The sequence below is a fragment of the Streptomyces sp. NPDC050211 genome, assembly GCF_040656035.1.
Taxonomy (GTDB): Bacteria; Actinomycetota; Actinomycetes; order Streptomycetales; family Streptomycetaceae; genus Streptomyces.
Genome location: NZ_JBFALC010000106.1, coordinates 1 through 20,518, shown reverse-complemented (window position 1 = coordinate 20,518; position 20,518 = coordinate 1). Strand labels below are relative to the sequence as shown.

Below are 20,518 nucleotides of genomic sequence, written 5' to 3'. Positions count from 1 at the left end.
GAGCGGGGGTCCAGGGGGCGGAGCCCCCTGGCGGGGTTGAAGGGGCGGAGCCCCTTGGGGATGGGACGGGTAGGGGCGGCGGGGGCGTGGAACCCTCAGTCCAGCAACCCGTGCCGCATCGCGCTCGTCACCGCCGCCGTCCGGTCGTCCACGCCCAACTTGCCGAAGGCGCGCAGCAGATGGGTCTTCACGGTCGACTCGCCGATGAACAAGCGGCGCCCGATCTCGGCGTTGGTACAGCCCTCGGCCACGAGCCTCAGCACCGCCGTCTCCCGCTCCGACAACCGCGGCCGTTCCGGCTTCGTCCGGAGTTGGTCCACGAGCCGCGCCGCCACCGAGGGCGCCAGCACCGTCTCGCCGCGCGCCGCGGCCCGTACCGCCTCGGCGAGTTCACCTCGCGGGAGATCCTTGAGGAGGTACCCCGCCGCCCCCGCCTCCACCGCCCTCAGGATGTCCCGGTCCGTCTCATACGTCGTGAGGACGATGACCCGGCAACCCAGCCCCGCCTCCACCATCCGCACGATCGAGTCGACACCCCCGCCGTCCGGCATCCGCAGATCCATCAGCACGATGTCGGGCCGCAACTCGGCCGCCAGCGCCTCCGCCTGCGGTCCGCTGGACGCGTCGGCGACCACCTCAAGGTCCGGCTCCGCGCTGAGCATCGCCCGCAACCCCTCCCGTACGACGGGATGGTCGTCGGCCAGGATGATCCGGATCACGGCACCTCACTCCTCACGGCGGGTACGGGCAGCCGGACGGTCACCGTGGTGCCCTCGCCCGGCACGCTGCCGACCTGCGCGGTTCCCCCCACTTCGGCGGCCCGTGCACGCAGCCCCGCCAGACCGTACCCGTAATGGACGGCACCGGGGTCAAAGCCGCGGCCGTCGTCCCGTACGGACACGGTGAGCGTCTCGTCGGAGTACGCCAGCGTGATGCCCACGGTGACAGAACTCCCGGCGTGCTTGCGGGCGTTGGCCAGTGCCTCCTGGCAGGAGCGGAGGGCGACCACCTCGGGACCGGCGGGCAGCGCGCGCACCGGACCCGTCACCTCCAGTTTCGCGTCATGGCGGGCCGCGAGTCTGCCGACCGCGTCCGGGAGCGAGGCGCCGTCGAGGTCGGCGGGGGTGCCCCCGGCGACCAGGGCGCGGGCCTCGGCGAGGTTCTGCCGGGCCGTCTCGTCCATGAGGGCCAGATGACGGCGAGCCTGTGCCGGGTCGTGGTCGAGCTCGGCCTCGACGGCCTGGATCAGCATCAGCAGGCTGGTGAAGCCCTGGGCGAGGGTGTCGTGGATCTCCCGGGCCATCCGCTCCCGCTCCGCGAGCGCGCCGTGCGCCGACGAGAGCCGGGAGACCTCATGCCGGCTGGCGTCCAGCTCCGCGATCAGTTCGGCCCGCTCCTGGCTCTGCTCGATGATGCGGATGATCCAACTGCCGAGCGCCACCGAGAAGACCAAGGTGACCACGGCGAACACCGCGTTGAAGAAGACGTCCTGGGCGCCGGGCCGCCACAGCAGCGCCCAGCCCGCCACGGGCACGAGGTTGATGACCGCCACGGCCGTCAGCGCCCACCGCATCCGCAACGCCATGAAGCACGGAGGCACGAGCGCGAAGGTCAGTACCCGCGTCTCGCCGACCAGCACCGCGGACGGCAGGAACAGCGCCAGCGCCACCGCCAGAAAGCGCACCCCCTGCCGCTCGTCGGGCGGGTCGCCGCACAGAACGGGGCGCCCCATCCACACGTACAGGGGAACCAGCGGTACGAGCAGCGTGGCCGCAGCGGCACGGACCGGCCACCCCGGGAACCCCGTGCTGAGCACGTAGACCAGGGCGGCCAGCCAGATCAGCGCGAAGTACGTGTCCCAGAGCCGGAACGAGCGGGCCCAGGTGTACGCGCCCCCGGGTCCCACCGGACCGTTCATCCGTCGCGCCGGTTCTTCCACCGGAAGGTCAGCAGGCACAGCACCAATCCTCCGACGCACCACGCCCCGAGCACCAGCGCGACCTTGCCCAGTTCCCAGCTCCCGGCCTGCTCCAGCACCTGCGCCGACTCCGGCAGGAACACCCCGCGCAGCCCCTGGCACATCCACTTCAGCGGGAACAGCGCCCCGATGTTCAGCATCCAGTCCGGGATGGTGTCTATGGCGATGTACACCCCGGAGATGAACTGCAGCACCAGGAAGGGGAGGACGACCACGGAGGTCGCGCTCTTGCCGGACTTGGGGACCGAGCTGATCGCGATGCCGAGCAGCGCGCACGCCGTGAGACCCAGCACGAAGATCCACGCGAAGTCGAACCACGTGCGCACGTCCGACGGCAGGTCGACGTCGTACAAGGTCGTCCCGACGAGCAGCAGAATCGCTGTCTCCATGAGACCGGTGACGAGAACCAGCCAGATCTTGCCGAGGAAGTACGCGGCCGGCGGCATCGGCGTGCCGCGCAGCCGGCGCAGCACCTTCTCGTCCCGCTCGATGGCGATCGAGATGCCGAGCGACTGGAAGCTCGTCGACATGATCCCGGCGGCCATCATCGCCGGGACGTACAGCTGGGAGGCGGTGACGCCCGCGCCTTCGACGTCGTCCTTGAAGATCGACGCGAACAGGAAGAGGAACACCACCGGGAAGGCGAAGGTGAACACCACCTGGTCGCGCTGCCGGAAGAACTGCTTGATCTCCAGCCCGCCCCGCTGCAGACCGAGCCCCCAGGCGCCGGGCAGCCGCTGCGGACGCGTTCCGGCCCCGGCTCGTACGGCGGTCGTGGTCATCGCGCGTCCTCCTGTCCGGTCAGCCGGAGATAGACGTCCTCCAGCGTGGGGCGGCTCACCCGCAGCCCCGGGATCTCACCGTCGAAGCGGTGCATGAGCTCGGCGACGGTCTTGGTGGGCGTGACCGTCCGCGTGGTGCGCGGGGTGCCGTCGGCCTCCGTCCACGCGACGGTGGCCTCGGTGCCGTGGCGCTCCCGCAGCACACCGGGCTCGCCCTCGGCGACCACCCGGCCCTGCGAGATGATCGCCAGCCGGTGCGCGAGCGCCTCCGCCTCCTCCAGATAGTGCGTGGTCAGCAGGATCGTCGTGCCCTCGTCCGCCAGCTTGCGGATCAGCTCCCAGAACTGCCGCCGGGCCGCCGGGTCGAACCCGGTCGTCGGCTCGTCCAGAAGCAGCAGCTCGGGCCCGCCGATGACCCCGAGCGCCACGTCCAGCCGCCGCCGCTGCCCGCCCGACAGCGCCTTGATCCGGCTGCCCGCCTTGGCCTCAAGCCCCACCAGGCCGATGACCTCCTCGGGGTCCCGGGGCCTCGGGTAGTAGCGCGCGAAATGCCGTACGGTCTCGCGGACCGTCAACTCGGCGGGCGCCGATTCGTCCTGCCAGACGATTCCGACACGCGAGCGCCACGCGCGCGTGCCCGTCGCCGGATCCGCTCCGAGCACCTGGACCTCGCCCGCGTCCCGGGTGCGATTGCCCTGAAGAATCTCCACCGTGGTGCTCTTGCCCGCCCCGTTGGGCCCCAGCAGGCCGAACACCTCGCCCTGGCGAATGCCCAGGTCGATGCCGTCTACCGCGGTCACGTCCCCGTACTGCTTGCGCAGCCCCCGTACGTCCACCGCGAGTCCGTTCGCGTGTGTGGTCATGGGAACGAGCGTCGTCCGGAACCGAACGGTCCGGGACGACCATGCGTACCGCCTTATGTCCATCGAACGGTGGATACACGGACGCGTGCGGCACAATGGCCCTGCCGGAAGAAGGTCCAGTTCTCAAGCGACGGAATCGGCGGAATGAGCAAGACGACAGTCAACGAGGTCTCCACCGACCACGAGCCGGAGCGCGCCGCGCCCTCGCCGCGCACGGAGGGTGGCAGTCGTGCACTCGCCCTGCTGCTGGTGATCACCGGTGCGGCCGGACTGCTCGCCGCGTGGGTCATCACGCTCGACAAGTTCAAGCTGCTCGAGGCCAAGGTCGAGGGCAAGACCTTCACTCCCGGCTGCAGCCTGAACCCCGTCGTCTCCTGCGGCAGCGTCATGGAGAGCGACCAGGCGTCGGCCTTCGGGTTCCCCAATCCGATGCTCGGCCTCGTGACCTACGGCATCGTCATCTGCGTCGGTATGAGCCTGCTCGCCGGTGCCCGCTTCCCGCGCTGGTACTGGCTGACCTTCAACGCCGGCACGCTGTTCGGCGTCGGCTTCTGCGCATGGCTGACGTTCCAGTCCCTGTACCGGATCAACGCGCTGTGCCTGTGGTGCTGCCTGGCCTGGGTCGCGACGATCATCATGTTCTGGTACGTGACCTCGTTCAACATCCGCAAGGGCTTCCTGCCCGCGCCGAACTGGCTCAAGGGCTTCTTCGGCGAGTTCACCTGGGTCCTGCCCGTCCTGCACATCGGCATCATCGGCATGCTCATCCTGACCCGCTGGTGGGACTTCTGGACCAGCTGACGGACCGGCCCGAGCAATGCCGGACGGCCCCGGAATTCCGGGGCCGTCCGGCATTGTCAGTGCGGTGAACTAGGGTTTTCAGCGTGGAGCCCGACCTGTTCACCGCCGCAGCAGAAGAACGCCAGGAGAAGGACCCGTCCAGCAGCCCCCTGGCCGTTCGGATGCGCCCGCGCACCCTCGACGAGGTCGTGGGCCAGCAGCACCTGCTGAAGCCGGGCTCACCCCTGCGCAGACTGGTCGGCGAGGGCGCCTCAGGCCCCGCCGGCCCCTCCTCGGTGATCCTCTGGGGCCCGCCCGGCACCGGCAAGACGACCCTGGCGTACGTCGTGTCGAAGGCCACCAACAAACGCTTCGTGGAGCTGTCGGCGATCACCGCGGGCGTCAAGGAGGTCCGCGCGGTCATCGACGGCGCCCGCCGTGCCACCGGCGGCTACGGCAAGGAGACCGTCCTCTTCCTCGACGAGATCCACCGCTTCAGCAAGGCCCAGCAGGACTCCCTGCTCCCGGCCGTCGAGAACCGCTGGGTGACCCTGATCGCGGCGACGACGGAGAACCCGTACTTCTCCGTGATCTCCCCCCTGCTCTCCCGCTCCCTCCTCCTCACCCTCGAACCCCTCACGGACGACGACATCAGGAGCCTCATCAAGCGGGCTCTGTCCGACGAGCGCGGCCTCAAGGAAGCGGTCACCCTCCCCGCAGACACCGAGGCCCACCTCCTGCGCATCGCCGGCGGCGACGCCCGCCGCGCCCTGACCGCCCTGGAGGCCGCCGCCGGGGCCGCGCTCGACAAGGGCGAGACGGAGATCGGCCTCACCACTCTGGAGGAGACGGTCAACCGGGCGGCGGTGAAGTACGACCGCGACGGCGACCAGCACTACGACGTGGCCAGCGCCCTCATCAAGTCCATCCGCGGCTCCGACGTCGACGCGGCCTTGCACTACCTGGCCCGCATGATCGAGGCCGGCGAGGACCCCCGCTTCATCGCCCGCCGCCTGATGATCTCCGCCAGCGAGGACATCGGCCTCGCCGACCCGAACGCGCTGCCGATAGCCGTGGCCGCCGCCCAGGCCGTCGCCATGATCGGCTTCCCCGAGGCCGCCCTCACCCTCAGCCACGCCACCATCGCCCTGGCCCTCGCCCCCAAGTCCAACTCCGCGACGACCGCCATCGGCGCCGCCATGGAGGACGTACGCAAGGGCCTGGCGGGCTCGGTCCCCCCGCACCTGCGCGACGGGCACTACAAGGGCGCGGCCAAGCTCGGTCACGCGCAGGGGTACGTGTATCCGCACGACCTTGCCGAAGGCATCGCCGAGCAGCAGTACGCCCCGGACGCCCTCAAGGACCGGGAGTACTACACGCCGACGCGGCACGGCGCCGAGGCGCGGTACGCGGACGCGGTGGAGTGGACCCGCAAGCACCTCGGTCGCAAGCGGTCCTGAGCACCCTGTAGAATCGTTCGAAGTGCTGTGTCCTGTGCAGTCAGAACAGGACGGTCAGCCGGAGACCCGGTCCTCACGGACCGGCTCCAGGAGCGTCGCGCACCGTTCGAATGGTGTCGCGGGCAGCCCACCACCACTCGTCGTACGACGGGACCGGTCGGTGGGCCACTCGCGTGCTGCACGTATGTGCCCAGACCAGGGAGCGGCTGCCCAGCGGGTCCGACCGACCGGACCCGCCGGGTCTCCCCGGCTGCGGATGCGACCTCCCTCAACCCTGACAAGCCGATAACCAGGAAAGAAGAAGCAGTGGCGAACCAGCCCCGCCCCAAGGTCAAGAAGTCGCGTGCCCTCGGCATCGCGCTGACCCCGAAGGCCGTCAAGTACTTCGAGGCCCGTCCCTACCCGCCGGGTGAGCACGGCCGTGGCCGCAAGCAGAACTCGGACTACAAGGTCCGTCTGCTGGAGAAGCAGCGTCTGCGCGCGCAGTACGACGTGTCCGAGCGTCAGCTCGTCCGCGCCTACGAGCGTGCCTCCAAGGTTCAGGGCAAGACCGGTGAGGCCCTGATCATCGAGCTGGAGCGTCGTCTCGACGCGCTGGTCCTGCGTTCGGGCATCGCCCGCACGATCTACCAGGCCCGCCAGATGGTCGTCCACGGCCACATCGAGGTCAACGGCCAGAAGGTCGACAAGCCGTCCTTCCGCGTCAAGCCCGACGACGTCGTGATGGTCCGTGAGCGCAGCCGTGAGAAGACCCTTTTCTCCATCGCCCGTGAGGGCGGCTTCGCCCCCGACGGCGAGACCCCGCGCTACCTCCAGGTGAACCTCCGCGCCCTGGCCTTCCGCCTGGACCGCGAGCCGAACCGCAAGGAGATCCCGGTGATCTGCGACGAGCAACTCGTCGTCGAGTACTACGCCCGCTGATCGCAGGCAGGCCGTAGCACCTCAGCCCGCCGTCTCCCCGCCCTTCCGGGCGGGCGAGGCGGCGGGCTCGCGCATGTCCGCACGGTGCCGGCATCGCGGGCAGATTCCGGTCGGGGGACAGCCGAAGCGCCCGGTCCACCGCCGCCACCCGGCCGAGCCGGGCGCCTTCCCGTACGACAACTCATGTGTGCGCGGGCCGTAATCCGGTACGGAGCGGCATGCCCGGCGCGATAGGCTCGACCCACGACTTTTTCGATGTAGAGGCACGTTTCAGGGAGCGGGTGCACACAGTGTCCGGTGGAGAGGTGGCCGGGATCCTGGTGGCCGTCTTCTGGGCGATCCTGGTCTCCTTCCTCGCGGTGGCTCTCGTGAGGCTGGCCCAGACGCTCAAGGCGACCACCAAGCTCGTCGCGGACGTGACCGACCAGGCCGTCCCGCTCCTGGCAGACGCCTCCGCGGCGGTGCGTTCCGCGCAGACCCAGATCGACCGGGTCGACTCGATCGCGTCGGACGTCCAGGAGGTCACGTCGAACGCGTCCGCGCTCTCGACCACCGTCGCCTCCACCTTCGGCGGGCCCCTGGTCAAGGTCGCGGCCTTCGGTTACGGCGTGCGCCGCGCCATCGGCGGCCGCAAGGAGGACGTGCCCGCGAAGGCGTCCCGACGTACCGTGATCGTGGGCCGCACCGTCCCGGCCGCACGGCGGGCGAAGCGGAAGAAGGACTGAGCGAACCGATGTTCCGCCGTACGTTCTGGTTCACCACGGGCGTCGCCGCCGGTGTGTGGGCCACCACCAAGGTCAACCGCAAGCTGAAGCAGCTGACCCCCGAGAACCTCGCCGCGACCGCGGCCAACAAGGCGCTCGAGGCCGGTCACCGGCTCAAGGACCGTGCGGTGGGCTTCGCGCTCGACGTCCGCGACGGCATGGCCCAGCGGGAGGCCGAGCTGGGGGAGGCGCTGGGGATCAACGAGAACCCCGAACTCCCCGCCCCCCGGCGCTTCGCCGCCATCGAGAACCGCAACATCCCGAAGTCCGTCGACAGCGACAGGACGACGTATTCGTACAACCGGAATGAGGACCACTGATGGAGTCGGCTGAGATCCGCCGCCGCTGGCTGAGCTTCTTCGAGGAGCGCGGGCACACCGTCGTCCCTTCGGCGTCGCTCATCGCGGACGACCCGACTCTGCTCCTCGTCCCGGCCGGCATGGTGCCCTTCAAGCCCTACTTCCTGGGCGAGGTCAAGCCGCCCTACGCCCGCGCCACCAGCGTCCAGAAGTGCGTGCGCACGCCGGACATCGAAGAGGTCGGCAAGACCACCCGGCACGGCACGTTCTTCCAGATGTGCGGCAACTTCTCCTTCGGCGACTACTTCAAGGAAGGCGCCATCAAGTACGCCTGGGAGCTGCTCACCAGCCCTCAGGACAAGGGTGGTTACGGCCTGGAGCCCGAGCGTCTGTGGATCACCGTCTACAAGGACGACGATGAGGCCGAGCGCATCTGGCACGAGATCGTCGGCGTGCCCAAGGAGCGCATCCAGCGCCTCGGCATGAAGGACAACTACTGGTCCATGGGCGTCCCCGGCCCGTGCGGCCCCTGTTCCGAGATCAACTACGACCGCGGCCCCGAGTTCGGCGTCGAGGGCGGCCCCGCCGTCAACGACGAGCGGTACGTGGAGATCTGGAACCTCGTCTTCATGCAGTACGAGCGCGGCGAGGGCATCGGCAAGGACAACTTCGAGATCCTGGGCGACCTGCCGAGCAAGAACATCGACACGGGCCTCGGCATGGAGCGCCTCGCCATGATTCTGCAGGGCGTGCAGAACATGTACGAGATCGACACATCCATGGCCGTCATCAAGAAGGCCACCGAGCTGACGGGCGTGCACTACGGCGCCGCCCACGAGTCGGACGTGTCCCTCCGCGTCGTCACTGACCACATGCGGACGTCCGTGATGCTCATCGGCGACGGCGTCACCCCCGGCAACGAAGGCCGTGGCTACGTTCTGCGCCGCATCATGCGCCGCGCCATCCGCAACATGCGCCTGCTCGGCGCCACCGGTCCGGTCGTCAAGGAACTGATCGACACGGTCATCGAGATGATGGGCCAGCAGTACCCCGAGCTCATCACCGACCGGGAGCGCATCGAGAAGGTCGCCCTCGCCGAGGAGAACGCCTTCCTCAAGACGCTCAAGGCCGGCACCAACATCCTCGACACGGCCGTCTCCGAGACCAAGCAGTCCGGTGGCACCGTCCTCGCCGGCGACAAGGCCTTCCTGCTCCACGACACCTGGGGCTTCCCGATCGACCTCACCCTGGAGATGGCCGCCGAACAGGGCCTCTCCGTGGACGAGGACGGCTTCCGCCGCCTGATGAAGGAGCAGCGGGAGCGCGCCAAGGCCGACGCCCAGGCCAAGAAGACCGGCCACGCCGGCACCGGCGCCTACCGTGAGATCGCCGACACCGCCGGTGAGACCGAGTTCATCGGCTACTCCGACACCGAGGGCGAGTCCACGATCGTCGGCATCCTCGTCGACGGCGCCTCCTCGCCGGCCGCCACCGAGGGCGACGAGGTCGAGATCGTCCTCGACCGCACGCCGTTCTACGCCGAGGGCGGCGGCCAGATCGGCGACACCGGCCGCATCAAGGTCGACACCGGCGCCGTCATCGAGATCCGCGACTGCCAGAAGCCGGTCCCGGGTGTGTACGTCCACAAGGGCGTCGTCCAGGTCGGCGAGGTCACCGTCGGCGCCAAGGCCCACGCCGCCATCGACGACCGGCGCCGCAAGGCCATCGCCCGCGCCCACTCGGCCACGCACCTCACCCACCAGGCCCTGCGCGACGCCCTCGGCCCGACGGCCGCCCAGGCCGGTTCCGAGAACCAGCCCGGCCGCTTCCGCTTCGACTTCGGTTCCCCGTCCGCCGTTCCCACGGCCGTGATGACCGACGTCGAGCAGAAGATCAACGAGGTGCTCGCCCGTGACCTGGACGTCCGCGCCGATGTCATGGGCATCGACGAGGCCAAGAAGCAGGGCGCCATCGCCGAGTTCGGCGAGAAGTACGGCGACCGGGTCCGTGTCGTCACCATCGGCGACTTCTCCAAGGAGCTGTGCGGCGGCACGCACGTGCACAACACCGCCCAGCTGGGCCTGGTGAAGCTGCTCGGCGAGTCGTCCATCGGCTCGGGTGTCCGCCGTATCGAGGCTCTGGTCGGCGTGGACGCCTACAGCTTCCTCGCCCGCGAGCACACGGTCGTCGCCCAGCTCCAGGAGCTGATCAAGGGCCGTCCGGAGGAGCTCCCGGAGAAGGTCTCCGCCATGCTCGGCAAGCTGAAGGACGCCGAGAAGGAGATCGAGAAGTTCCGCGCCGAGAAGGTGCTGCAGGCCGCCGCCGGTCTCGTCGAGTCCGCCAAGGACGTACGCGGCGTCGCTCTCGTCACCGGCCAGGTCCCGGACGGCACCACCGCCGACGACCTGCGCAAGCTGGTCCTCGATGTGCGCGGCCGTATCCAGGGCGGACGGGCCGCCGTGGTCGCCCTGTTCACCGTGGCGGGCGGCAAGCCGCTGACGGTCATCGCCACCAACGAGGCCGCCCGCGAGCGCGGTCTGAAGGCCGGCGACCTGGTCCGTGCCGCCGCCAAGACCCTCGGCGGCGGCGGTGGCGGCAAGCCGGACTTCGCCCAGGGTGGCGGCCAGAACCCGACCGCCGTCGGAGAGGCCGTCGACGCCGTCGAGCGCCTCGTGGCGGAAACGGCCAAGTGAGCGGAGCCGAACACGTCATGCGCCGCGGCCGTCGCCTCGCGATCGACGTCGGGGACGCCCGCATCGGGGTCGCCTCGTGCGACCCCGACGGGATCCTCGCCACACCGGTGGAGACGGTCCCGGGACGTGACATCCCGGCCGCCTACCGCCGGCTGAGGCAACTCGTCGAGGAGTACGAGCCGATCGAAGTCGTCGTCGGTCTTCCTCGCTCCCTCAAGGGGGGCGAGGGCCCGGCCGCGGTCAAGGTCCGCGCCTTCGCCCAGGAGCTGGCCAAAGGCATCGCGCCGGTGTCTGTCAGACTCGTGGACGAACGCATGACCACGGTGACGGCCAGTCAGGGACTGCGCACCTCGGGCGTGACGTCGAAGAAGGGCCGGTCCGTCATCGACCAGGTAGCCGCTGTGATCATCTTGCAGCAGGCGCTCGAATCCGAACGGGTGTCAGGTAAAGCCCCGGGCGAGGGCGTCGAAGTGGTCATCTGATCGCGATACGGTAACGTTCCGCGCGATGCGGCGGTGTTCGAACAGCCACCGCACAAAGAGAGGCGGGACGGAAGCCGAGCCGAAAGCCGCGCGACCGCCGCCTCGCGGCTCTAGGGGATCGATGACTGAGTATGGCCGGGGCCAAGGCTCCGAACCGTGGCATCCGGAGGACCCGTTGTTCGGGGACGGCGGATGGGAAGGGCAGCAGCAGGGCCACGCGGCTCAGCAGCCTGCCTACGGCGGCCAGCCGCAGCACTACCCGCAGCAGCCGCAGCAGCCCCAGTACGGCGACTGGGGCACCGGCGAGCAGTCCGGATACGACCAGTCGCAACAGCAGTACCAGCAGCAGTACGACCCTCAGCAGTACGGCGGCCAGGGCCACCAGCAGTACGACGAGAACGGCTGGCCCACCGGCACGCACGCGCAGACCCCGTACCCCGACCCCGCGGACCCGTACGGCCAGCAGGCCGTGGGCTACGACGGACAGCAGCCCGACTACTACGGCACACCGGACGCCTACCCACCGCCGGAGCCACCGAGCCGACGGCGCGAGGAGCCGGAACCGCGGACCGACTGGGACCCCGGCCCCGACCAGGGCGAACACGCCTTCTTCGCGGGCGGGGACGATGACGACGACTCCGACGAACCCGGGGACGGCGGCGGGCGCGGCGACCGGCGGAGCAGGGGCGGCAAACCCAAGAAGCGCCGCAGCGGGTGCGCCTGCCTGGTGGTCGTCCTTGTCTTCGGCGGCGGCCTGGGCGGTGTCGGGTACTTCGGCTACCAGTTCTACCAGGACCGTTTCGGCGCGGCGCCGGACTACGCGGGTGATGGTACGAGCGAGTCGGTGAGCGTCACCATCCCCAAGGGCGCCGGCGGCTACGCCATCGGTCAGGAGCTGAAGAAGCTGGGCGTCGTCAAGAGCGTCGACGCGTTCGTGGCCGCCCAGTCGCAGAATCCCGACGGCAAGAAGATCCAGGCCGGCGTCTATCTCATGAAGAAGGAGATGTCCGCCGCCAGCGCTGTCGAGCTGATGCTCGACCCCAAGAGCCAGAACAATCTGATCGTCCGCGAGGGCGAGCGGAACACTTCGGTCTATAAGGAGATCGACAAGCGCCTCGAACTGTCGGCGGGCACCACGGCGAAGGCCGCGAAGGCGAAGTACAAGGACCTCGGGCTGCCCGACTGGGCGTTGGACCAGCCGAAGGTGAAGGACCCGCTGGAAGGATTCCTCTACCCCTCCAGTTACGGGGTCAGCAAGGGGCAGAAGCCGGAGACCATCCTGAAGGAGATGGTCGCCCGGGCCAGCGACACGTACGAAGAGCTCGGCCTGGAGAAGAAGGCCAAGAGCCTGGGTCTCGACGGCCCCTGGCAGTTGCTCACCGTGGCGAGCCTGGCGCAGGCCGAGGGCACGAGCCATGACGACTTCCGCAAGATGGCCGAGGTCGTCTACAACCGCCTCAAGCCCGGGAACCCCGAGACCTACGGCTCTCTGGAGTTCGACTCCACGTACAACTACATCAAGAACCAGAGCAAGATCGACCTGTCGATCGCCGAGCTGAGGCAGTACAACAACCCGTACAACACGTACTACGTCAAGGGGCTGCCCCCCGGCCCCATCGACAACCCCGGCGCGGAAGCGCTCAAGGGTGCCCTCAATCCGACGGACGAGGGCTGGTACTACTTCATCTCGCTGGACGGCAAGACCAGCAAGTTCACCAAGACGCTCGCGGAGCACGAGAAGCTGGTCGACCAGTTCAACGCGTCGAGGAGCGGAGACTGAACTCAATGACAGCTCGGGCAACTGACGCCCGCCGGGCCGCGGTGCTCGGTTCGCCCATCGCCCACTCCCTGTCCCCGGTGCTGCACCGCGCCGCCTATGAGGCACTGGGGCTGACCGGCTGGTCGTACGACCGGTTCGAGGTCGACGAGTCGACGCTGCCCGGGTTCCTCAAGGGGCTCGGGCCGGAGTGGGCGGGACTGTCGCTGACCATGCCGCTGAAGCGGGCCGTGATTCCGCTGCTCGACGAGATCAGCGAGACGGCTGCTTCGGTCGAGGCGGTCAATACGGTGGTGTTCACCGAGGACGGCCGCCGGGTCGGCGACAACACCGACATCCCCGGCATGATCGGCGCCCTGCGCGAGCGCGGGATCGAGCAGGTCGACTCCGCCGCGATCCTCGGCGCCGGTGCGACCGCCTCTTCCGCGCTGGCGGCGCTGGCCCGGATCTGCACCGGCGAGGTCGTCGCCTACGTCCGCAGCGAGGAACGTGCCGCCGAGATGCGGCAGTGGGGTGCGCGGCTCGACATTGAGGTGGTGACGGCGGACTGGTCGGATGCCGCCGAGGCATTGCGCCGCCCGCTGGTCATCGCCACCACCCCGGCCGGTACGACCGACGCCCTCGCCTCCTCCGTACCGGAACGGCCCGCCACCCTGTTCGACGTCCTCTACGACCCGTGGCCGACCGCACTGGCGGCGCGCTGGTCGGCGTACGGCGGGGCCGTCGTCAGTGGACTCGACCTGCTGCTGCACCAGGCGGTGCTCCAGGTGGAGCAGATGACGGGACTGGCCCCGGCGCCGCTGGACGCCATGCGAAAAGCGGGCGAACACATGCTCGACGCCCGCTAAGATCCCTTCCGGTTCCGCAGGGGGCGGACCACCGGAGGGGGAGACATCCATGGCCACAGGCATGCCGCTGGCGTCAGTGAAGGGCGAGATCTTCGAAGCCGTGCTGCACTTCTTGCCGGACTGGGTGCAGATCACCGTGCTCGCACTCGTCGTGCTGGCCGTCGTCGCGTCCTGGGTCATCAAACTGAAGCGCAAGCTCGCTTACCGGCGTGCAGTACGGCAGGGGGTGCCGGTGCATGTGGCGGCGCAATACGGGCAGGGGCGCGGAGCGGACTACCTGGGGGCGTACGCGCCGCAGCAGGCACCGCCGGCCGGCGGTGCCGGTCGGCAGGAGAGCGGTGCCGATTTCCTGGGTGCGTACGCCCCGCAGCAGCGTCAGGGGAACGGCTCCGCGTGACGCGCTCTTGGCCACTTCCCGTCCGCCTGATGGACCAGCGGCCTGATCAGCGCCCCGGACGTGGGAGGATCGGAGGTGGCGGGCCAGGGCCGCGCACTTGGTCACGCCGTTGCCGTACGAGGACGCGCGTACGCAGGGCAGTACGAGGGCGCGAGCATCGAGGAGCACCGTTGAGCAGGTTGCGCTGGCTGACCGCGGGGGAGTCGCACGGCCCCGCACTCGTCGCGACGCTGGAGGGCCTTCCCGCCGGCGTGCCGATCACCACGGAGATGGTGGCGGACCACCTGGCGCGACGGCGGCTCGGCTATGGACGCGGTGCCCGGATGAAGTTCGAGCAGGACCAGGTCACCTTCCTCGGCGGCGTCCGGCACGGCCTGACCCTCGGTTCCCCGGTCGCGATCATGGTGGGCAACACCGAGTGGCCCAAGTGGGAGCAGGTCATGGCGGCCGACCCCATCGACCCCGAGATCCTGGCCGGTCTGGCGCGCAACGCCCCGCTGACCCGGCCGCGCCCCGGCCACGCCGACCTCGCGGGCATGCAGAAGTACGGCTTCGACGAGGCCCGCCCGATCCTGGAGCGGGCCTCCGCCCGGGAGACCGCGGCCCGTGTGGCGCTGGGCGCGGTGGCCCGGTCGTACCTGAAGGAGACGGCCGGGATCGAGATCGTCAGCCATGTCGTCGAGCTGTGCTCGGTGAAGGCGCCGCAGGGTGTGTACCCCACGCCGGCCGACGTGGAGAAGCTGGACGCGGACCCGCTGCGCTGCCTGGACGCGGACACGTCGAAGGCGATGGTCGCCGAGGTCGATCAGGCCCACAAGGACGGCGACACCCTCGGTGGCGTGGTGGAGATCCTGGCGTACGGGGTGCCGGTGGGCCTGGGCTCGCATGTGCACTGGGACCGCAAGCTGGATGCCCGGCTGGCCGGTGCGCTGATGGGCATCCAGGCGATCAAGGGTGTGGAGCTCGGTGACGGTTTCGAGCTGGCCCGGGTGCCGGGCTCGAAGGCGCATGACGAGATCGTGAACACGCCGGAGGGCATCCGGCGGGTCTCCGGCCGTTCCGGCGGCACCGAGGGCGGTCTGACCACGGGTGAGCTGCTGCGGGTGCGGGCGGCGATGAAGCCGATCGCGACCGTGCCGCGCGCCCTGCAGACGGTGGACGTGACCACCGGTGAGGCCACCCAGGCCCACCATCAGCGCTCCGACGTCTCCGCGGTCCCGGCGGCCGGCATCGTTGCGGAGGCGATGGTCGCTCTGGTGCTGGCGGATGCGGTGGCGGAGAAGTTCGGCGGCGACAACGTGGTCGAAACGCGCCGCAATGTCACGTCGTACCTCGACAACCTGGCGATCCGGTGAGCGCAGTGCCTGCGATCGTGCTGGTCGGGCCGATGGGTGTCGGCAAGTCGACGGTCGGTCAGCTGCTCGCCGAGCGGCTCGGCGTCGGCTACCGGGACACCGACGACGACATCGTGGCCGCCGAGGGCCGCACCATCGCGGAGATCTTCGTCGACGAGGGCGAGCCGGTCTTCCGGGGGATCGAGAAGCGGGCGGTGCAGCGCGCGCTGGCCGAGCACGACGGCATCCTCGCCCTCGGCGGCGGCGCGATCCTGGACCCGGACACGCGTGACCTGCTGTCCGGGCAGCGGGTCGTCTACCTCTCGATGGACGTCGAGGAGGCGGTCAAGCGCACCGGCCTGAACGCGGCCCGCCCCCTGCTCGCCATCAACCCGCGCAAGCAGTGGCGGGAGTTGATGGAGGCACGCCGGCACCTGTACGCGGAGGTCGCCGCGGCGGTCGTGGCGACCGATGGCCGTACACCCGAAGAAGTGACCCAAGCCGTCCTGGACGCACTGGAGATGAAGGAAGCATGAGTGAGGCAGTGACCCGGATCCAGGTCGGCGGTACGGCGGGCAGCGATCCGTACGAGGTTCTGGTGGGCCGTCAACTCCTCGGCGAGCTCGGCGGGTTGATCGGCGACAGGGTCAAGCGGGTCGGCGTCATCCACCCCGAGGCGCTCGCGGAGACCGGTGAGGCACTCTGCGCCGACCTCGGCGAGCAGGGCTACGAGGCCGTCGCCATCCAGGTGCCGAACGCGGAGGAGGCCAAGACCGCCGAGGTCGCCGCCTACTGCTGGAAGGCGCTGGGCCAGTCCGGGTTCACCCGCACCGATGTCATCGTCGGCGTCGGCGGCGGCGCTAGCACCGACCTGGCCGGTTTCGTCGCGGCGACCTGGCTGCGCGGGGTCCGCTGGATCGCCGTCCCCACCACGGTGCTGGCCATGGTGGACGCGGCCGTCGGCGGCAAGACGGGCATCAACACCGCCGAGGGCAAGAACCTCGTCGGCGCCTTCCACCCGCCCGCCGGGGTCCTCTGCGACCTGGCCGCACTCGACTCCCTCCCGGTCAACGACTATGTCTCCGGACTCGCCGAGATCATCAAGGCCGGCTTCATCGCCGACCCGGTGATCCTGGAACTCATCGAGGCCGACCCCGAGGCCGCGCGCACCCCGGCCGGCCCGCACACCGCCGAGCTCATCGAACGCTCCATCAAGGTCAAGGCCGAGGTCGTCTCGTCCGACCTGAAGGAGTCGGGCCTGCGGGAGATCCTCAATTACGGCCATACGCTCGCGCACGCCATCGAGAAGAACGAGCGCTACAAGTGGCGGCACGGCGCCGCGGTGGCCGTGGGAATGCACTTCGCCGCCGAACTGGGCCGTCTGGCGGGCCGGTTGGACGACGCGACGGCGGACCGCCACCGCACCGTCCTGGAATCCGTCGGCCTCCCGCTGCACTACCGCTACGACCAGTGGCCCAAGCTGCTGGAGACCATGAAGGTCGACAAGAAGTCCCGCGGTGACGTGCTCCGCTTCATCGTCCTCGACGGACTGGCCAAGCCGACCGTCCTGGAGGGCCCGGACCCCGCCGTCCTGCTCGCCGCCTACGGCGAAGTGGGGGAGTAAGTCCTCCCGGGCGTCGTACGCCCGATTTGCCTGTGGGCATGGGCACTTCGGACCGCCACCGGCCGTTCACCAAACGGCGGCCGGGGACGGTACCGTTCGGTAGGGAGTGGGGTTCGGGCCCCGCTGCCAGCGCCAATTGCCTGTACGAGATGGAGTGGCACCGGATGCAGCACGCAGTGGGTTCTCCGCTGCCGCCGCCCCACCAGCCGGGGCACGGACCGGCCGACGGCTGGTCGCCGGCCGCGCATCAGCCGGGCCCGCACCAAGGGCCCGCCCCGGTGTCCCCGCCGCCTCCGGCTCCAGGACCCGCCCCCGCGTCCCCGCCGGCTCCCGCACCGGGCTTCACCGCCCCGCCCCCGCCGGGTTCCGCGCCCCACCACACCGTCCCGCAGCACACGTCGGCTCCACCCACGCCGGAGACCACGGGCCATGTGCCCCTGCCCCCCGGCGGCCCGGTCGCCGTGCCGACCACCCCGCCCGCCACCGCGGCCCCCGACCCCACGAACACCACCCTCGCGGTGCTGCTCATCGGCCCGGCGGGCGCCGGCAAGACCAGCGTCGCCAAGTACTGGGCGGACCACCGACGGGTCCCCACGGCCCACATCAGCCTCGACGACGTACGCGAATGGGTCCGCTCCGGCTTCGCCGACCCGCAGTCCGGGTGGAACGACCACTCGGAGGCCCAGTACCGCCTGGCCCGCCGCACCTGTGGCTTCGCCGCCCGCAACTTCCTCGCCAACGGCATCTCCTGCATCCTCGACGACGCCGTCTTCCCCGACCGCCCCGTCGTCGGCCTCGGCGGCTGGAAGCGCCACGTCGGCCCCGGCCTCCTCCCCGTCGTCCTCCTCCCGGGCCTCGACATCGTCCTGGAACGCAACGCCCACCGCACAGGCAACCGCCGCCTCACCGACGAAGAGGTCGCCCGCATCCACGGCCGCATGGCCGGCTGGTACGGCTCCGGCCTCCCCATCATCGACAACTCCCAGATGGACGTCCCCCAGACAGCCCGAGTACTGGACGACGTACTGGCACGTTCCATTGCCAGCCCACCCCAGTGGTAGCCGACCTAAAGGGGCGCGGGGAACTGCGCGACAAGCCCCCACCCACCCGCACACGGCATACGACCCCGCGCGCCACCCCCTCCTCCGAACGGCTCCCTCCCAACCGGCACAAACCAGACGACCCTCCTACGCTCGTGTCATGTCAGAGGTGTACGCAGCCCGCCGAACCCGCCTCAGGGACCACTGCCAAGCCGGCGGCAGCCAATCCGCGCTGATCTCGCGCCCCGCCAACGTCCGCTACCTCGCGGGCGCCGACCCCCACGGCGCCGTGCTGCTCCTCGGCAAGACCGAAGACCTGCTCGTGTGCGCCGACCCACCCGACCGCCGCCCCACCGAGGGCCACCTCGACGAGGCGCTGCGGATCCACCCCCTCCCCGGCGCCGGAGGCGACGCCGCCGTCGCCGCGGCCGGCCTCGCGGAAGCGCAGGGCGGGGACTCCCTCGCCGTGGAGGAACATCACCTGACCGTGGCTCGTCACCGGGCCATCCGCTCGGTCGCCCCCCGCCTCCGCCTCACCGACCTTGGCGGAGCCGTGGAGCAGCTCAGGGTGGTGAAGGACGAGGAGGAGATCTCCTGCCTCCGCATCGGCGCCGAGATCGCCGACCAGGCCCTCGGCGAACTCCTGGAGTCCATCCTCGTCGGCCGCACCGAACGTCATCTCGCCCTCGAACTGGAGCGACGGCTCATCGACCACGGCGCCGACGGTCCCGCCTTCGCCACCTCCGTCGCCACCGGCCCGAACTCGGGACGCCGGGCCCACCGGCCGACGGACCGCCGTGTGGAAGAGGGCGATTTCCTCTCCGTGTGCCTGGGAGCGACGTACCGCGGATATCGCTGCGAGATCGGCCGCACCTTCGTGATCGGCACCTCTCCCGCGGACTGGCAGATCGAGCTGTACGACCTCGTCTTCGCCGCTCAGCGCGCCGGAAGGGAGGCCCTCGTACCCGGCGCCGCCTATCGTGACGTGGACCGCGCCGCACGCCACGTGCTGGGCTCCGCGGGCTGTACGGAGGGGCTCGCTCCGCTCACCGGGCACGGCGTCGGGCTCGAAATCGACGAGGACCCGCAGCTGGCCCCCGCGGCCATGGGTAAACTGGACGCTTGCGTGCCGGTCACCGTCGAACCGGGGGTCCACTTCCCGGGCCGGGGCGGTGTCCGGATCGATGACACGCTCGTCGTACGCCCCGAGGCGGACGGCGGACCCGAGCTACTCACCATCACGACCAAGGAGCTGCTCGCGCTCTAGCGATTGAGCTGTGCGCCTGCGCCGGGGTCGTCCACGTCAGTCCAGGAGATTCCGCAACCGTGGCTTCCACGAACGACCTCAAGAACGGCATGGTGCTCAAGCTCGAAGGCGGCCAGCTCTGGTCCGTCGTCGAGTTCCAGCACGTCAAGCCCGGCAAGGGCCCGGCCTTCGTGCGCACCAAGCTCAAGAACGTGCTCTCCGGGAAGGTCGTCGACAAGACCTTCAACGCCGGCGTGAAGGTCGAGACGGCCACCGTCGACAAGCGGGACATGCAGTTCTCCTACATGGACGGCGACTACTTCGTCTTCATGGACATGGAGACCTACGACCAGCTCATGGTCGACCGCAAGGCCGTCGGCGACGCCGCCAACTTCCTCGTCGAGGGCTTCATGGCCACCGTCGCCCAGCACGAGGGCGAGGTGCTCTTCGTCGAGCTGCCGGCCGCCGTCGAGCTGACCATCCAGGAGACCGAGCCGGGCGTCCAGGGCGACCGGTCCACCGGTGGCACCAAGCCCGCCATCCTGGAGACCGGCCACCAGATCAACGTGCCGCTGTTCATCACCACCGGCGAGAAGATCAAGGTCGACACCCGCACGAGCGACTACCTCGGCCGGGTGAACAGCTAAATTGGCTGCCCGCAACACGGCCCGCAAGCGCGCCTTCCAGATCCTCTTCGAGGGCGACCAGCGCGGCGCCGACGTCCTCACGGTCCTCGCGGACTGGATCCGGCTCTCCCGGGACGACACCCGGCAGCCGCCGGTGAGCGAGTACACGATGCAGCTGGTCGAGGGCTATGCGCAGCGCGCGAAGCGGATCGACGAGCTGCTCGCGCAGTACTCGGTCGGCTGGACGCTCGACCGGATGCCGGTCGTGGACCGCAACATCCTGCGCCTCGGTGCGTACGAGCTGATCTGGGTCGACGCGACCCCGGACGCCGTCGTGCTCGACGAGATGGTGCAGCTGGCGAAGGAGTTCTCCACGGACGAGTCGCCCTCGTTCGTCAACGGCCTGCTCGGCCGTCTGAAGGACCTCAAGCCGTCGCTGCGCCGGGACGACGAGGCATAAAGCGATAAGGCGACAAGAGGTACGGATGCGCCGGAGGGCCCGCAGCGAGACCGCGGGGGGCCCTCCGGCGTGGCGGCCCACAGGAGCGGGGGCGGGGGGGCCGAAATACGCCGGGGGGGGGGGGGACCCAGATGGGGGGGCCCC

At 70.0% G+C, this 20,518-nt stretch carries 21 protein-coding genes; 17 read left to right on the top strand and 4 right to left on the bottom strand.

Annotated elements, in window-relative coordinates:
* Positions 1-95: 95 nt before the first annotated feature.
* From AB0I98_RS46985 to AB0I98_RS46970, 4 genes are read right to left on the bottom strand one after another with little or no spacing between them, the layout of a single operon-like run.
* Positions 96-719 (bottom strand): response regulator transcription factor, encoded by a 624-nt coding sequence (locus tag AB0I98_RS46985; protein WP_362952231.1) that lies wholly within the window; start codon positions 717-719, stop codon positions 96-98.
* Positions 716-1,918 carry a sensor histidine kinase gene (locus AB0I98_RS46980; RefSeq protein ID WP_362952230.1) on the bottom strand — a complete coding sequence of 401 codons (1,203 nt, stop codon included), beginning with the start codon at positions 1,916-1,918 and terminating at the stop codon, positions 716-718. Before AB0I98_RS46980 ends, AB0I98_RS46985 begins: the two co-directional genes overlap by 4 nt.
* Positions 1,915-2,760 carry an ABC transporter permease gene (locus AB0I98_RS46975; protein WP_362952229.1) on the bottom strand — a complete coding sequence of 282 codons (846 nt, stop codon included), beginning with the start codon at positions 2,758-2,760 and terminating at the stop codon, positions 1,915-1,917. Before AB0I98_RS46975 ends, AB0I98_RS46980 begins: the two co-directional genes overlap by 4 nt.
* Positions 2,757-3,623: an ABC transporter ATP-binding protein gene (locus tag AB0I98_RS46970; protein ID WP_362952228.1), complete on the bottom strand. Its 867-nt coding sequence runs from the start codon at positions 3,621-3,623 to the stop codon at positions 2,757-2,759. Before AB0I98_RS46970 ends, AB0I98_RS46975 begins: the two co-directional genes overlap by 4 nt.
* Before the next feature lie 144 nt (positions 3,624-3,767).
* On the opposite strand from AB0I98_RS46970, the gene AB0I98_RS46965 reads away from it, so the two are divergent.
* The 17 genes from AB0I98_RS46965 (at position 3,768) to nusB (ending at position 20,374) form a co-directional block, all read left to right on the top strand.
* Positions 3,768-4,424, top strand: coding sequence for a vitamin K epoxide reductase family protein (locus tag AB0I98_RS46965; RefSeq protein WP_362952227.1), 657 nt, complete (start codon positions 3,768-3,770; stop codon positions 4,422-4,424).
* Positions 4,425-4,507: 83 nt separating this feature from the next.
* Positions 4,508-5,863: a replication-associated recombination protein A gene (locus AB0I98_RS46960; protein ID WP_362952226.1), complete on the top strand. Its 1,356-nt coding sequence runs from the start codon at positions 4,508-4,510 to the stop codon at positions 5,861-5,863.
* Positions 5,864-6,169: 306 nt separating this feature from the next.
* Positions 6,170-6,784 (top strand): 30S ribosomal protein S4, encoded by a 615-nt coding sequence (rpsD, locus tag AB0I98_RS46955; protein WP_210580414.1) that lies wholly within the window; start codon positions 6,170-6,172, stop codon positions 6,782-6,784.
* A 281-nt stretch (positions 6,785-7,065) separates the two neighbouring features.
* Entirely contained in the window at positions 7,066-7,509 is a 444-nt protein-coding gene (locus AB0I98_RS46950; RefSeq protein WP_362952225.1) for a DUF948 domain-containing protein, read from the top strand.
* Positions 7,510-7,517: 8 nt separating this feature from the next.
* Positions 7,518-7,868 (top strand): hypothetical protein, encoded by a 351-nt coding sequence (locus AB0I98_RS46945; RefSeq protein ID WP_362952224.1) that lies wholly within the window; start codon positions 7,518-7,520, stop codon positions 7,866-7,868.
* Positions 7,868-10,540, top strand: coding sequence for an alanine--tRNA ligase (gene alaS, locus AB0I98_RS46940; protein WP_362952223.1), 2,673 nt, complete (start codon positions 7,868-7,870; stop codon positions 10,538-10,540). The genes AB0I98_RS46945 and alaS overlap by 1 nt, the downstream gene beginning before the upstream one ends.
* Positions 10,541-10,557: 17 nt before the next feature.
* On the top strand, positions 10,558-11,022 hold the full coding sequence (gene ruvX / locus AB0I98_RS46935) for a Holliday junction resolvase RuvX (RefSeq protein WP_362952232.1): 465 nt from the start codon (positions 10,558-10,560) through the stop codon (positions 11,020-11,022).
* Between the two features lie 121 nt (positions 11,023-11,143).
* Positions 11,144-12,802, top strand: coding sequence for an endolytic transglycosylase MltG (gene mltG / locus AB0I98_RS46930; RefSeq protein ID WP_362952222.1), 1,659 nt, complete (start codon positions 11,144-11,146; stop codon positions 12,800-12,802).
* Positions 12,803-12,807: 5 nt separating this feature from the next.
* A complete protein-coding gene (locus AB0I98_RS46925; RefSeq protein ID WP_362952221.1) occupies positions 12,808-13,647 on the top strand; it encodes a shikimate dehydrogenase in 840 nt (279 codons plus the stop codon).
* A gap of 49 nt (positions 13,648-13,696) precedes the next feature.
* Positions 13,697-14,044, top strand: a complete 348-nt coding sequence (locus AB0I98_RS46920; RefSeq protein WP_362952220.1) for a hypothetical protein — start codon at positions 13,697-13,699, stop codon at positions 14,042-14,044.
* A gap of 170 nt (positions 14,045-14,214) precedes the next feature.
* Positions 14,215-15,399, top strand: a complete 1,185-nt coding sequence (gene aroC, locus AB0I98_RS46915) for a chorismate synthase (RefSeq protein WP_362952219.1) — start codon at positions 14,215-14,217, stop codon at positions 15,397-15,399.
* Positions 15,396-15,914 carry a shikimate kinase gene (locus AB0I98_RS46910; protein WP_362952218.1) on the top strand — a complete coding sequence of 173 codons (519 nt, stop codon included), beginning with the start codon at positions 15,396-15,398 and terminating at the stop codon, positions 15,912-15,914. Before aroC ends, AB0I98_RS46910 begins: the two co-directional genes overlap by 4 nt.
* Complete coding sequence (aroB, locus tag AB0I98_RS46905) at positions 15,911-17,002, top strand: 3-dehydroquinate synthase (protein ID WP_362952217.1); 1,092 nt, start codon at positions 15,911-15,913, stop codon at positions 17,000-17,002. Before AB0I98_RS46910 ends, aroB begins: the two co-directional genes overlap by 4 nt.
* Before the next feature lie 164 nt (positions 17,003-17,166).
* Positions 17,167-18,063 (top strand): Pro-rich N-terminal domain-containing protein, encoded by an 897-nt coding sequence (locus AB0I98_RS46900; RefSeq protein ID WP_362952216.1) that lies wholly within the window; start codon positions 17,167-17,169, stop codon positions 18,061-18,063.
* 139 nt (positions 18,064-18,202) lie between these two features.
* Positions 18,203-19,309 (top strand): aminopeptidase P family protein, encoded by a 1,107-nt coding sequence (locus AB0I98_RS46895; RefSeq protein ID WP_362952215.1) that lies wholly within the window; start codon positions 18,203-18,205, stop codon positions 19,307-19,309.
* A gap of 59 nt (positions 19,310-19,368) precedes the next feature.
* Positions 19,369-19,935: an elongation factor P gene (gene efp / locus AB0I98_RS46890; RefSeq protein ID WP_362952214.1), complete on the top strand. Its 567-nt coding sequence runs from the start codon at positions 19,369-19,371 to the stop codon at positions 19,933-19,935.
* Position 19,936: 1 nt separating this feature from the next.
* On the top strand, positions 19,937-20,374 hold the full coding sequence (gene nusB / locus AB0I98_RS46885) for a transcription antitermination factor NusB (protein ID WP_362952213.1): 438 nt from the start codon (positions 19,937-19,939) through the stop codon (positions 20,372-20,374).
* The last annotated feature ends 144 nt before the right edge of the window (positions 20,375-20,518 follow it).